At 59.0% G+C, this 13,052-nt stretch carries 14 protein-coding genes and 1 pseudogene; 8 read left to right on the top strand and 7 right to left on the bottom strand.

Features of this window, described 5'->3' with window-relative positions; genetic code table 11:
* Positions 1–4: 4 nt before the first annotated feature.
* A complete protein-coding gene (locus BLS87_RS05180) occupies positions 5–463 on the bottom strand; it encodes a winged helix-turn-helix transcriptional regulator (RefSeq protein ID WP_074750739.1) in 459 nt (152 codons plus the stop codon).
* 126 nt (positions 464–589) lie between these two features.
* Between BLS87_RS05180 and BLS87_RS05175 the strand changes: the two genes are divergently transcribed.
* Both BLS87_RS05175 and BLS87_RS05170 read left to right on the top strand, forming a co-directional pair.
* On the top strand, positions 590–1,879 hold the full coding sequence (locus BLS87_RS05175) for an MFS transporter (protein ID WP_074751375.1): 1,290 nt from the start codon (positions 590–592) through the stop codon (positions 1,877–1,879).
* Positions 1,876–2,772 carry an EamA family transporter gene (locus BLS87_RS05170; RefSeq protein WP_074750737.1) on the top strand — a complete coding sequence of 299 codons (897 nt, stop codon included), beginning with the start codon at positions 1,876–1,878 and terminating at the stop codon, positions 2,770–2,772. The genes BLS87_RS05175 and BLS87_RS05170 overlap by 4 nt, the downstream gene beginning before the upstream one ends.
* Before the next feature lie 155 nt (positions 2,773–2,927).
* Here BLS87_RS05170 and BLS87_RS05165 read toward each other — a convergent pair whose 3' ends face one another.
* On the bottom strand, positions 2,928–3,824 hold the full coding sequence (locus BLS87_RS05165; RefSeq protein WP_074750736.1) for a LysR substrate-binding domain-containing protein: 897 nt from the start codon (positions 3,822–3,824) through the stop codon (positions 2,928–2,930).
* 238 nt (positions 3,825–4,062) lie between these two features.
* On the opposite strand from BLS87_RS05165, the gene BLS87_RS05160 reads away from it, so the two are divergent.
* Together BLS87_RS05160 and BLS87_RS05155 are read left to right on the top strand one after the other, a co-directional pair.
* The gene (locus tag BLS87_RS05160; RefSeq protein WP_074750733.1) at positions 4,063–4,554 is read left to right on the top strand and encodes an L-2-amino-thiazoline-4-carboxylic acid hydrolase; all 492 of its coding nucleotides are present in this window, start codon (positions 4,063–4,065) and stop codon (positions 4,552–4,554) included.
* Complete coding sequence (locus BLS87_RS05155; RefSeq protein ID WP_074750731.1) at positions 4,551–5,786, top strand: Zn-dependent hydrolase; 1,236 nt, start codon at positions 4,551–4,553, stop codon at positions 5,784–5,786. The genes BLS87_RS05160 and BLS87_RS05155 overlap by 4 nt, the downstream gene beginning before the upstream one ends.
* A gap of 87 nt (positions 5,787–5,873) precedes the next feature.
* Here the strand turns inward: BLS87_RS05155 and BLS87_RS05150 are convergent, their stop codons facing one another.
* Together BLS87_RS05150 and BLS87_RS05145 are read right to left on the bottom strand one after the other, a co-directional pair.
* A complete protein-coding gene (locus BLS87_RS05150) occupies positions 5,874–6,560 on the bottom strand; it encodes a dihydrofolate reductase family protein (RefSeq protein WP_074751373.1) in 687 nt (228 codons plus the stop codon).
* 253 nt (positions 6,561–6,813) lie between these two features.
* Positions 6,814–7,092, bottom strand: a complete 279-nt coding sequence (locus tag BLS87_RS05145; protein WP_074750729.1) for a DUF2790 domain-containing protein — start codon at positions 7,090–7,092, stop codon at positions 6,814–6,816.
* Between the two features lie 283 nt (positions 7,093–7,375).
* On the opposite strand from BLS87_RS05145, the gene BLS87_RS05140 reads away from it, so the two are divergent.
* Positions 7,376–7,738 carry a winged helix-turn-helix domain-containing protein gene (locus BLS87_RS05140; protein WP_074750727.1) on the top strand — a complete coding sequence of 121 codons (363 nt, stop codon included), beginning with the start codon at positions 7,376–7,378 and terminating at the stop codon, positions 7,736–7,738.
* 223 nt (positions 7,739–7,961) lie between these two features.
* On the opposite strand, the gene BLS87_RS05135 is transcribed toward BLS87_RS05140, so the two are convergent.
* The 3 genes from BLS87_RS05135 to BLS87_RS05125 all read right to left on the bottom strand — a co-directional run bounded on the left by BLS87_RS05135 (position 7,962) and on the right by BLS87_RS05125 (position 10,966).
* On the bottom strand, positions 7,962–8,510 hold the full coding sequence (locus tag BLS87_RS05135; RefSeq protein ID WP_074750725.1) for a cupin domain-containing protein: 549 nt from the start codon (positions 8,508–8,510) through the stop codon (positions 7,962–7,964).
* A 148-nt stretch (positions 8,511–8,658) separates the two neighbouring features.
* The gene (gene denD, locus BLS87_RS05130; protein ID WP_074750723.1) at positions 8,659–9,639 is read right to left on the bottom strand and encodes a D-erythronate dehydrogenase; all 981 of its coding nucleotides are present in this window, start codon (positions 9,637–9,639) and stop codon (positions 8,659–8,661) included.
* Positions 9,640–9,655: 16 nt separating this feature from the next.
* A complete protein-coding gene (locus tag BLS87_RS05125) occupies positions 9,656–10,966 on the bottom strand; it encodes an MFS transporter (RefSeq protein ID WP_074750721.1) in 1,311 nt (436 codons plus the stop codon).
* Between the two features lie 203 nt (positions 10,967–11,169).
* On the opposite strand from BLS87_RS05125, the gene BLS87_RS05120 reads away from it, so the two are divergent.
* From BLS87_RS05120 to BLS87_RS35130, 3 genes and pseudogenes are all read left to right on the top strand, one after another.
* On the top strand, positions 11,170–11,946 hold the full coding sequence (locus BLS87_RS05120) for a FadR/GntR family transcriptional regulator (RefSeq protein WP_143024299.1): 777 nt from the start codon (positions 11,170–11,172) through the stop codon (positions 11,944–11,946).
* 267 nt (positions 11,947–12,213) lie between these two features.
* Entirely contained in the window at positions 12,214–12,441 is a 228-nt protein-coding gene (locus BLS87_RS05115; protein WP_074750718.1) for a hypothetical protein, read from the top strand.
* A 98-nt stretch (positions 12,442–12,539) separates the two neighbouring features.
* Positions 12,540–12,851: pseudogene (locus BLS87_RS35130) on the top strand (PAS domain-containing protein); the annotation flags it as partial.
* Between the last annotated feature and the right edge of the window lie 201 nt (positions 12,852–13,052).

The following is a 13,052-nucleotide window of genomic DNA, read 5'->3' as shown; positions in this document are numbered from 1 at the left end:
CGATTCATGTGTCCTCGGCAACGACCCTCACGCGGTGACAATCAGAAGGCCCGAGCTGTTCGCCGCTCGATGAACGTACCGCCATCGTCATCAACGGCTTGCCGGATGCATTGTCCAGCAGCAGCGAGCGGGTCTCGTGCGGCTCAAACTGGAAGCGCTCACCCCACTGCCGCAGGCTGACGACAATCGGAAACACCTCGCGTCCTTTTTCTGTCAGCACGTACTCCTTGTAGGCACTGCCATCGGAAGCCGGACAGACCTCGAACACACCGACGTCGACCAGTGCTTTCAAGCGTGCCGCCAGAATATTCCTAGCAATGCCCAGGCTCTTTTGAAAATCGCTGAACCGGCGAATGTCGTCGAACGCATCGCGAATGATCATCAGCGACCAACGATCACCAATGGCTTCAAGCGTCCTGGCGACCGGGCATTCGTTGCCTGCAGGCACATCATCTTCGTTCATATTCTTTCCCTTCGGCGTAAAAGCCAAATCAACACCCTCACAATTCTGGTTGCAATTTGAAACAGGATTGCGCAAAAATCCGCCTCGGTTGCAAATTGCAACCAGTCTAACGAGATGGACGGCGAGATGACAGCTGAGACGGAACGCTCCACACGATGTTTGTCCGAAAGCGCCTCGAGGGCGCTGCTATCGGGCCAAGAGCAGAAGGCAGGCCACAACCATGCCGCTCTCTCTCCTGGGCTCACCCTTTTGTTTTCGATTACCTGTGCATTGGCGGTCGCGAACGTCTATTTCGCCCAGCCGTTGCTCAATTCGATGGCCGAGAGCATGGGAATCGCCTCCGGGCTGATCGGCGCCGTGGTCACGGCCACTCAGGCCGGTTACGCACTGGGTTTGCTGCTGATCGTCCCCTTGGGCGATCTGGTCAACCGCAGACGGTTGGTGTTGAGTCAGATCGTGCTGTCGGCTATCGCACTGGCAGCGGTTGGCGCATCGCAAACGTGGCTGGCGCTGCTCGGCGCAATGATCGTCGTGGGCTTGATGGCAGTGGTCGTTCAGGTGCTGGTCGCCTATGCCGCCCTGCTCGCCCAGCCCTCACAACGTGGGCAAACCGTCGGCACGGTGACCAGCGGCATTGTGCTGGGGATTCTGCTGGCGCGTTTCGCCTCGGGGCTGGTGGCCGATCAGGCCGGTTGGCGAGCGGTTTATTTCGTGTCCTCGGGATTGATGCTCACCCTCGCCGCTGTGCTCTGGAAAAAGGTCCCTGACACCGAGTCGCCAAGGCCTCCAGGGACGTACTTGAGCCTCATCAGCTCCCTTTTCACGCTGCTGCTCAGCGATCCATTGCTGCGAGTCAAAGGGCTGCTGGCCCTGCTCATCTTCGCTGCGTTTTCCGTGTTGTGGACGGCAATGGTGCTGCCCTTGAGTGCCCCGCCGCTCTCGTTGTCGCACACCGCCATCGGCCTGTTCGGTCTAGCCGGAGTTGCCGGTGCGCTGGCCGCCAGACGAGCCGGCCGCTGGGCCGATCAAGGTTCGGGGCAGCGCGTCACCGGACTTGCACTGGGCGTGCTGACGTTTTCATGGTTGCCTATCAGCTTTGCACAAACGTCACTGCTCGCCTTTGCCTGTGGCGTGATCCTGCTCGACTTCGCCGTCCAGGCCGTTCATGTCACCAGTCAGAGCCTGATCTTTGCCGCGCGCCCTGACGCCCAGAGCCGCATGGTCGGCGCGTACATGGGCTTTTACTCGATCGGCAGCGCACTCGGCGCCGTGGCGGCAACCCAGACCTATGAACGCTGGGGATGGTGTGCCGTCAGCCTGCTGGGCGCATCCATCAGTGCTGTCGCGCTGATTCTCTGGTACCTGACGCGTCATCCCGCAACCTCCTCAACATCCCATCAAGGAAGACACCGATGAAAATCCGCCACCTGTTGCTCGCCATTGCGGTCACGGCCATCTGGGGTTTGAATTTCTCAGTGATCAAGCTGGGCCTGACCACCGTCGATCCTTTTATCCTTGCGGGCATTCGCTTCACACTCTGCGCCCTTCCCGCCATCTTTTTCATTCCGAAACCTGATGTGCCGTGGCGCTACATCGTAGGCTATGGACTGGTCTTCGGTGTGGGGTTGTGGGGCGTGGTCAATCTCGGCATCCAGTCAGGCTTGTCGGCAGGCATCGCCTCGCTGGTCCTTCAGCTCAGTGCGTTTTTCACCCTCCTTTTGGGGGCCAGGGTATTGCGCGAGAAACTTTCCCGTTACCAGATCGCGGGCATGGGGATCGCCTCATGTGGATTGCTCAGCATCCTCACCATTGCCGACGGAACGGTCACATCGGCCGGTCTGATGCTCGTGCTGCTGGGCGCGCTGGCCTGGAGCGTCGCTAACGTCATCAACAAGAAAGCCAGGACCACACAGGTGTTTGCCTTTCTGGTGTGGTCCAGCGCGTTTTCGCCCATCCCTCTGTTTGCGCTTGATTACGCGGTGAACGGATCGGTCGGTTACCGCGCACTGGTGAGTCAGATAGACGCCCGCGCCGTGTTGTCGATTCTGTTTCAGGTTTACCCCAACACGCTGTTCGGTTACTGGGTATGGAACTCGCTGATGAAGCGCTATCCCGTCTCGACCGTCGCACCGTTATCGCTGTTGGTTCCGGTCTTCGGCCTGGTTGGCTCGGCTGTCATTTTCAATGAGCAACTGTCCCTCAACAAAGTGATCGCCGTGCTGCTGATTGTCTCAGGGCTGGGCGTCGGTTTGTACGGACAAACTCTCCTGAGGGCCTTGACCAGGCGACCGGAGCTGTCACAGCGATAAGAGGCAGAAACCCTGTTGGCGCCAAAGCACAGCCCAGCGCATCAAGTGGTTGACCTTAAGGGTACGAAGATCGCGTTTCAGCAAGGCTTAAGTTCGCACAACCTGATTCTGCATGTGAGCGCGAGGGTCTGGAAAGAGCGCGTTGCTGTCGGACCTCACGCCAGCAGCACGCGCTTGAGCCAGCTGTAAAGATTCAACCCTTCGCGGGACAACTCGCCATCGGCGCGGCGGCACAGGTAATAGGCGCGACCGTCGTCCAGGGTCTGGTCGAACAGCTTGAGCAGCTCACCCCGATCACGCAGCGGCGTGATCAAGGGCTCGCGCAGTAATGCGCAACCCAGTCCATTAAGTGCAGCGGTCAGCGCGAGCTGGCCATCCTCGAACAGCAGTCCTTGCAGCGCTGCCGGGTGCCTGACCCCGGCAGCTTGCAACCATTGCCCCCACGTGCCGCGCTCCTCGTCATGCAGCAACGGCAGATCGATCAATGCCTGCGGCGTATCGATACTGCCGTGACGCGCCAGAAAGGCCGGACTGCACCACGCCGTCACGTCCCCAGGAATGAGCGGCTCGCTGTGGTAACCCGCCCAAAGCCCGCTGCCGAAACGAATGGAAATGTCAGCAGCGTCGCTGGGGTAACTGCGGTGGTTGGCGTAGGTCACGTTGACGTCGACGCCAGTGTTCTCGGCAAGAAACTCACCGAGCCGTGGAATAAACAGATTGATGCCGAACATCGGAATCAGGCTGATGGTGACCTGCCGCGTCGCCGACTTTTCCCGAACATGCTCTGTGGCGCTGCGCAGCACGGAAAATGCCGAACGGATCGCCCGGTAGTATTCCCTTCCCTCGTCGGTCAGGATCAGGTTGCGCCCCTGCCGTGAGGTCAGCGCCTGGCCGAGAAAAGCCTCGAGCAGACGCAATTGATGGCTGATAGCCGAGGGCGAGACATCCAGCTCCCGGGCGGCGGTATTGACGCCACCATGTCGCGCGAACGCCTCAAAAGTCCGAACGGCCCGCAGCGGAGGGTCATTTTCCAACTGTTCTGTATTATTCATGTATTGAGTCTAAATCTAATTAAACCGCCTGAACAACCCTGACCCACGGCTATAAGAACGCATACATTCACTAATCACACCCACTTTTAAGGTTATGAACTTTTGATAGTTGATAAATATAGAATGATTGCCTAGTGTGCGTTTCGGCAAGCCGTGATGCTTTGCTGCAGCAAGAACAAGGGGGGATCCCGCAGCGAACGGGCCGCCCCTTTCTGACCGTAAACCGAGGAGAACTGACATGAGCGCTGTCGAAGGTGAACTGGGCATCCTGGCCCGGCGGCGAATCGAAGCTGAGATCATCAAACCGATCTACGACATCCTGGTACGCGACTACGGCAAAGAGAGCGCCCAGGCAGTGATTGGCGAAGCCGTTTCCCAGGCGGCCGTCAAAGCCGGCGAGTACTTCGCTTCCCGCGAACCCCAGGGACCGAACCTGGAGGGTTTTGTAGCGTTGCAAGCGTTGTGGGAGCAGGACGACGCGCTGAAGGTGGAAATCATCGCCAGCGACGCGACCCACTACGACTACGACGTGCACCGCTGCCGCTACGCCGAGATGTACCACGAGATGGGCCTTGGCGAAATCGGCCATCTGCTGTCCTGCAACCGCGACGAAGTGTTCATCGTCGGTTACGACCCCAACGTCGAGCTCACGCGCACCCAGACCATCATGCAGGGCGCAACGCACTGCAACTTCCGCTACAAGGTCAAGGATCAGGAGCCTGAGCAATGACGAGTTCTCCCCGGATCAACGCAGCGCGCTTCTGGGATTCGCTGATGGAAATGGCTCAGATCGGCGGCACGCCCAAAGGCGGTGTCTCACGCCTGGCACTCACCGAAGAAGACCGGATCGGCCGTGACCTGTTCGCCCGTTGGGCCACGCAAGCGGGATGTACGTTGCGCGTCGACGCCATGGGCAACATGTTCGCCCGCCGCCCTGGCCGTCACGAGAGTCTGTCACCCGTGCTGACCGGGTCCCATGGCGACTCCCAGCCAGCGGGTGGAAAGTTTGACGGCATCTATGGCGTGCTCGCAGGCCTTGAAGTGATCCGCACGCTCAACGATCACAACATCCAGACTGACCGCGCCATCGAGGTGGTTAACTGGACCAACGAAGAAGGCTCGCGCTTCGCGCCGGCGATGATCGCTTCCGGCGTCTACACCGGCGTGTTCGACCTCGAATACGGCCTGTCCCGCACCGACGCCAAGGGCATCAGCATCGGCGAGGCGCTGAAGGATATCGGCTACGCGGGCAACGAGCCCATGGGCGGGCGCGAGATCCACGCCGCCTTCGAACTGCACATTGAGCAAGGCCCGATTCTCGAAGCCGAAGACATCACCATTGGCGTCGTCACCGGTGCGCAAGGTCAGCGCTGGTATGAAATCGAACTCACTGGCCGCAGCGCCCATGCCGGTACAACGCCGATGAATCATCGGCTGGACGCCCTGCTCGGCCTGTCGCGGGTCGTCGAAGCGGTAAACGCGATGGGTGTCGCTCAGGGCGACGAAGGGCGCGCCACCGTGGGTTGGGTCAACGTATTCCCCAACTCGCGCAATGTCGTGCCGGGGCGCGTGTTGTTCAGTGTCGAATTCCGTCACCCCAACGAGGCAGTCCTGGAAATCCTCGACGGGGAACTGCGTCGCGAAGTGGTTGCCATTGCCGAGAAGACCGGTTTGCAGCATGAGTTAAAACAGATCTTCCAGTACGCGCCCATTGCCTTCGATGCGGCGTGCATCGACAGCGTCGAGCGGGCCGCGGTTGAGTTGGGCTACAGCCATCGCAAGATGATTTCAGGCGCGGGCCACGACGCCTGCTACCTCAGCAAGGTCGCACCCACGTCGATGATATTTGTGCCTTGCGTCGACGGTTTGAGCCACAACGAAGCCGAACACATTCACCCTCACTGGGCCGAAGCCGGTGCTAACGTTCTGCTGCTGGCGATGCTTGATAAAGCTGCACGCTGACCCGCTGCCGTTTGGTTGACTGCCCGGCGCTGAGTCAGGCACCGGCAGAATCACGGTCAGGCCTGCGCTTCGTTTCGCGCTCAGCGATCAACCACGGCGGTAACGCAACCACACTCCGCCGCCTTCCTGCACCTCGGCCGACGCCAGGGTCAGGTGCACCGGTTGCGTCCAGGCACTGGGCGAAATCTCGAAGGATGCCGGGTGCGCTCCCCGGCCATCCACCAGCGGTAGAATCAGCACACTGACCTCGTCCACCAGACCGGCATTCACGAACGAGCCACTGATGTGCGGGCCGCCTTCGACGATCAATCGCTTGCAACCCAGCTCCTTGTGGAGCGTATCGACCACGTTCTTGAGGTCGATGTCGGTTTTGCCTGCAAACAGGTACGACACGTCGATGGATTGCAGGTACGCCAGATAATCGTCCGAAACGCCTTCTGTCAGCACCTCGACCACGTGAGAACCCAGCGCCTGATTCTTCTTCCAGCCAACCTTCCCGTGAGGGTCGATGGAAATGGCATAAGAGGCGGCGTTGCGATCAACGAAATGGTCAGTCCGGGGAATCGGCGAGTTGGCCAGGCCTGTCGGGTAGCCTTCGTCGTGCGCCACCTCCTGCATGGTCACGCGCCCGCATATCCACGCGTCGAATTCATACGTCTTGGCCAGTTTTTCATAGAGCTGCCCGGCGGCATTTTTGAACGGGCGATCCCAACCATCGGTAAGCGCGTGGCCGTCCAGAGACGACATCATGTGGCAAATGACATAAGGCTGCATCGTGAGCTCCCACTGCAGTTGCACTGAACATGCCTTCGGGGGTCTGGCCCAGGCACAGTTTTTTTCCGGCGACCGCCTGATGTCGGCCAGAGATGCGGGTACGGCATCGGGGCAGACACGACAGCCGGAGAAAAGTGGATTCCGCCCGGCGTGGAAGGTTCAGCGGTTATGAAAACGCGCAAAAAAAAACGCCGCATCGTGGATGCGGCGTTGATTTGAAGCGTAATTCAGAAGTCATGGGGCCGTTCGCTCATTACCCGTTCTGACGACCGTAGCCCTGGATGGTGTAATCAAGGGTGTGCTTCACGCCAGCACTGTCAAGGTAGACCAGTTGCGCATTCACCGGGCCGTCCACTTTTTGAACGTCCTGAGCAGTGGTGCTGCTGATGACTTTCGACACATCCAGCCCTTTGTGCTGGTTGTAGCGTTGAGTTTGCGCGCTGACCTGGGTATCGCTCACCGAGCTTACCGACTCTTGAGCGGAGGCATAGACGCTGGCCAACGAGAGTGCCGCGAACAGTACATATTTCATGATGTATCTCCAAAGATAAGGGCTTAAGTGAGCAAGCTGTCATGTTGTTTGCTCTTGGGACTTATCTTCGTCGCCGGCTCAATGGAAAGGAAATCGCAAGATCCGATACCTCGCATCAAGGCGGATGATGGGAGCAGAAACGTTATCAATGCTGACGATGGGGAGAGGCCGATTACTTCGTCCTTGCTGGTGCAACAGACCTTTCACCGTGGCCGAACTAATTTTTTACATCTGCGGCTGTACGCTCCCCTTAGAATCACACGTTCGCAAGAGACACTCGCGCATGTTCCGCCCGCCCAGAACCCACGAAATTCTCACCGTTGAGGACCTGTTCCTCAACGTGACGCAGTACAAGGTGGTTCGTGATGGGAAACCGTTAAGACTTAATCCCACCAACATCGAAGTGCTCGCTCTGCTGATGCGCAGAAGCCCGGCCATCGTGACGCAATCGGAAATCGCAACGGTCTTGTGGGGCGATGGCACGCTGAAGAACAAGAATGGAGTGGCCACTCGCATTCATGAGATCAGGCAGGTTGTCGACATCGGCTTTGAGGTGGCGCTGATTCACACCCTGCATGGCGTGGGTTACCGACTCGCGGCGGTGGAAGACGCCCCCGAAAAGGGGCTGGTGCATCAACAAAGCTGACCTTGGCGCGCAAAAGTGAGAACCCGTTCTCTGCACGAATGAACTGTATTGTTTCCAGTCTGGCAATACAGTCTTGTCAAACGATGGCTGGCGAGGAGCGAAGTGAGCCGGTACATTCAAACCCATCAAATCCGCCGATTTGATACCGCTCCTTCAAGCCGCTACGCCGTCTGAGATAACGGAATAGCGGCTTTTTTTGTGCCTGTATTTCTTGCCGGCTGCCTCAAAAGTTTGCAGGCGTGTTGGCGCTGATGATTTCAGCTTCATCCTGGCCAATGTTGCGAAAACTGTGAGGCAGCGTGGTCGGGAAGTAGTAGCCGTCGCCAGCATTTAGAATGCTGATCTGTCCGTCGACGGTCAGTTCGATGGTGCCGCGCGTGACCAACCCACACTCCTCGCCTTGCGCATGCACGATCGGCTCTGCTCCCGAACCTGCGCCCGGCGCATACTGCTCGCGCAACATCCGCATCTGACGGCTCGGCACCGACGCGCCAATCAGCAACAGGCGCAGGCCGTCGCGGCCGAGGTCGGGTTGCTCGCCTGCACGGAAGACATAACGCTGTTCCTGAGGCGGCTGGTCGAAGGAAAAGAAGTCGGCCAGCGTCATGGGAAACCCTTCGAGCAGCTTTTTCAGCGAGCTGACCGAAGGGCTGACGCGGTTGAGTTCAATCAAGGAGATGGTGCCGTTGGCGACACCGCTGCGTCTGGCCAGCTCTCGCTGGGACATCTTGTAGCTTTCCCGCACTAACTTGAGTCGTGACCCCGTATCCATGACAGCCCTATGCAAAAACCGGAGGGTATCGGGAGCGTGGACACTTCAGCATGACACTGCAGGCCGTTCCCCCGTTCGAGTGGGGGTGATTAGAGCACGTTTGAGCGCCCCAACCTATACGGCGAGGCGACATCTGAACACGGGAAAATCAGGCGCCTTGCGGTGGGTACTCCGCAATGAATTGTCCGATCACATCGGCAAAATCATGGTCAGCGGTAAAGCCCAGGCCCTTCGCATATCTGGCCGTAAACGAGCCCGGCCACGACCCGACGATTTTCTCGATCGCAGGGTTGCGCTCCAGTCGAATGCGGCTGACCACCGCATCACCGGCCGTGCGGCGCAACGCACCGATCATGTCCTCAACGGTGATCGACAGGCCGGGCATGTTGATCACCCTGCCCGCCTTCAATTGCTCATCCGTGAGTTCATGACCGTGAATCAGATTGGTGATCGCCTGAGCGGGAGACATCAACCACAAACGGGTCTCAAGCGGCACCGGGCAGACGCTCTCCTGCCCGTTGAGCGGTTCGCGGATAATCCCGCTGGCGAAGCTCGACGCCGCCAAATTAGGCTTACCGGGGCGCACAACGATGGTCGGCATGCGCAGGCTGCGCCCGTCAACGAAACCCCGGCGACTGTAGTCGGCGAGCAGCAGATCGTTCATCGCCTTCTGCGTGCCATAAGAACTCTGCGGTGCCCACACCTGGTCGTCTTCGACTTGCGCAGGCAATTGCCCACCGAACACCGCGACTGAGCTGGTCATTACCCATTTGGGGCAATGACCCAGGCTGCGGATTCGTTCCAGAAGATTGTGCGTGGCGGCGAAGTTGATGCGCATGCCCAGCTCGAAATCCTGCTCGGCCTGACTCGACACCACCGCAGCGAGATGAAACACGCTGTCCGTTTCGGCACTGACCAGTCCTTTCAGCACGTGCGGGTCGGCGATGTCGCCACACACCACTTGCACCCGTTCATCCTCAATACCGCTCAGCGGCACCACGTCGAATGCCACGATGCGGCGGATGATCTGTTTGACGCCTTGGCGATCGGTCAACGAGCCGCGCTGCAGGAGTGCTTCGATCAGGCGACGGCCCAGAAAGCCAGCCGCACCGGTCACGAGAATATTCATGAGTAGCTCCTAATGCTCAGCGGTTAACAAGTTTGGCGGGGATACGAAACACCAGCGCCGCGCCGAGAAACAGCGCGCTGGCCATGACGTACATGCCGATAGTGGTGCTTTGCGTCATGTCCTTGAGAAAACCCATCAGATAGGGCGACACAAAGCCGGCCAGGTTGCCGCACGAGTTGATCAGTGCGATACCGGCAGCCGCAGCCGTACCACCCAGAAACGCGGTCGGCAGCGGCCAGAAGAGCGGCAAGGTGCTGAGCGCGCCCATTGCCCCAAGGGTCAGGCCAATCATCGAAACGGTGAAGTTGTCACTCCAGGTCGCGGAGATGATCAAGCCAATACCGCCAACCAAGGCCGTCAACGCCAGATGCCAGCGACGCTCACGCAGTCGATCGGCGTTGCGTGAGACCAGAACCATAGTGGCGACGGCCGCGCCGTAAGGGATCGCTGTCAACAGGCCGATCTGCAGGACATCCGTCACACCCGCTTGACGAACCAGGGTCGGCAACCAGAAACCTACGGTATAAAAACCGGCGATCAGGCAGAAGTAGATGCCCGTCAGCAGCCACATGCGCGGCTGAAGGAAAACCTCCCGAACGCTATGAGCGACGTGGCCCTTTGTTTCGGCGTCGATGCGCGACTGCAGGAGTGTTTTCTGTTCTTGAGTCAACCAGCCAGCGTGGGAAATCCGGTCGCTGAGGCAAAAGATCACCAGGATACCGACAGCAATCGAAGGCAATCCTTCGATGAAAAACAGCCACTGCCAACCGGCGTAGCCATGGGCGCCGTTGAAGGCGGTCATCAGCCAGCCCGACAGCGGAGCTCCAATCAGACCGGACAGGGGAACGGCCGTGGCGAACATCGCGAACATCTTGCCGCGGCGGTGGGTCGGGAACCAGTACGACAGATAAAGGATGACACCCGGATAGAAACCGGCCTCCGCCAGCCCCAGCAGGAACCGCATGACGTAGAACGACGTCGGCGTGGTCACGAAGGCCATGCACGAGGAGATCACACCCCAGCTGATCATGATGCGAGCGATCCACAGTCGCGCGCCGACCTTGTGCAGGATCAGGTTGCTGGGGATTTCCACCAGAAAGTACGCGATGAAGAAGATCCCAGCGCCCAGGCCGTAGACCGCTTCAGAGAAATGCAGGTCATCGGACATTTGCAGCTTGGCAAAGCCGACGTTGACCCGATCCAGGTAGGCCAGCAAATAACAGAGCAACAGCAGCGGCAAAATCCGCCAGGCGGCTTTGCGATAGGCCGCGTCTTCTGAAGCATCGACGACCGGACTGACGCCGTCTTGAGCCAGTGATTCACTCATCTCTTTCCCATCCCTTTGTTTTTGTAGTGGGGTGTTGTTATGTGGGTAGAACCAAGCGTTGCAGCACTAAACGAAACAGCATTCGACGCCGTGTTCAGAAAAAACAAGTTACATAATACGTCATACGAATTCAAGGCGCGTAGAAGGGACGACGTCTTGGGCAAAATGCAGTAACGTTCCCTGATTTGACGCACGAGATTGTTATGGTCCAGCCCGCTCCACCCTCGTTACCGAACGCCTCGTCCAGTTTGAAAGATGCCTCCAAGGGGACGCTGGCCGATCAAGTCACCGCGGCGCTGAAAGCCCACATCGCCAGCGGGGAAGCGCTGCCCGGTTCACGTTTACCGACCGAGCCGGTGCTGTCCGAGCGCTATGGCGTAAGCCGCACGGTCATTCGCGAAGCCATTTCAAGGCTCAAGTCCGCGGGCCTCGTCGAGGTGCGTCAGGGCAGCGGCACCGTCGTCTGCGAAGGTGCGCATATCAAGGCATTCACCCTCGATCTGGACGTGACCGGCTCCATCGAGGCTGTGTTGCGGGTCACGGAATTGCGGCGCGGTATCGAAGGGGAAGCCGCGGCGCTGGCTGCACAACGACATACCGCTGCGCAACTGGAAGCGATCGAGCGCGCGTTGAAGGCCATCGATCTGGCCGAACACGAAGGGCGCGACGGTGTAGAGGAAGACCTGGCCTTCCATTTGTCGGTGTCCCATGCCACGGGAAACCCGCTCTACCCTTCCCTTCACGAATTCATCGGTCAGTTCGTCAAGGAGGCAATCCGCATTACCCGCTCGAACGAAGAACGCCGTCGGGACATGGCCAAAACCGTTCGCGTCGAACATTTCGCGATCTACACCGCCATTGCAGCGTGCGATCCCGAGGCCGCGCGACATGCCGCGCTGAACCATATCAACAATGCGGTGGAACGGTTGAAGAGCGCCGATCCGGCGTTCTGGCAAAACCCTGGGGCCCGAACCTCGTGATCCAGATAGGCATCGTCCTCAGCGACGCTTGACCGTTCGTCGCTTACTCCTAAATGGGAATTAGTTATAAATCGGTTTTCACAAAATATTCACGCCATAAGGGTCAGTCTGCACCTACTCCTTTTGATCCTCTTTAAGCCCGTTCTCCCCAGCGGGCTTTTTTCTGCCTGCCGTTTATCGTTGCCGCGTCGAGAACGTGCCTCGCAAAAACCTCGAACTCGTGTCTGCCCCCGCTATCCAACCCCTATCACACCGGAGGATATCGACATGAGCAATGACGACCGCACCCCACACGTTCAACCCGATGCACCGCCCACCGACGCGTCCGGCAAACCGGTCAATGTCGTCGAGCGTGATCTGCAAGACCCTGATGACGACACCCGCGCCGTGGATGAAGTCATCACCCCGTCCTCGAACAGGGTCAAAGAGCAGGAAGTAGAAGACCTCAATCGCAAGACGGCCGAGATCGAAAGAAAGGTCGCCGACGGCAACTGAACCGGCCGGCGTGACTGCTCCGCAAGCGGGAAAGGACGCCCGCTGCACACTGTTCCCATGCAGCTGAACATGTTGTGCTACACCTACTGGCAGGCACCATGTCAGTCATTCAGGGAAGAGTCGGTCTTATGCGTTTGAACATGCCCGTCACACAGCAGGAACGTACCTTTGCAGCCAGCGAGCGCCTCATCTCCACCACTGACCTCAGCAGCCATATCACCTATTGCAATGACGCCTTTGTCACCCTCAGCGGTTTTACCCGCGAGGAGCTGATCGGTCAGCCGCACAACCTCGTCCGCCATCCCGACATGCCACCCTCCGTGTTCGCCCACATGTGGGAGACCATCAAGCAGGGCAAACCCTGGATGGGCGTGGTGAAAAACCGCAGCAAGAACGGTGACTTCTATTGGGTCAGCGCCTACGTCACCGCGGTGTACGAGAACGGCAAGATTGCCGGCTATGAATCCGTTCGCGCTTTGCCCACCCGTGACCAGGTCCGCCGCGCCGAAGCTTTGTATGCACGCCTTCGGGCAGGCAAATCCGCCGTATCGGCCGTTAGCACGGCCCGCTATCACCTGCTGCGCCAACTGCCATTGATCATTGCCGCCGTC

Origin of the sequence: Pseudomonas abietaniphila, assembly GCF_900100795.1 — a bacterium.
Taxonomy (GTDB): domain Bacteria; phylum Pseudomonadota; class Gammaproteobacteria; order Pseudomonadales; family Pseudomonadaceae; genus Aquipseudomonas; species Aquipseudomonas abietaniphila.
This window is presented reverse-complemented; position numbering and strand designations above follow the sequence as displayed.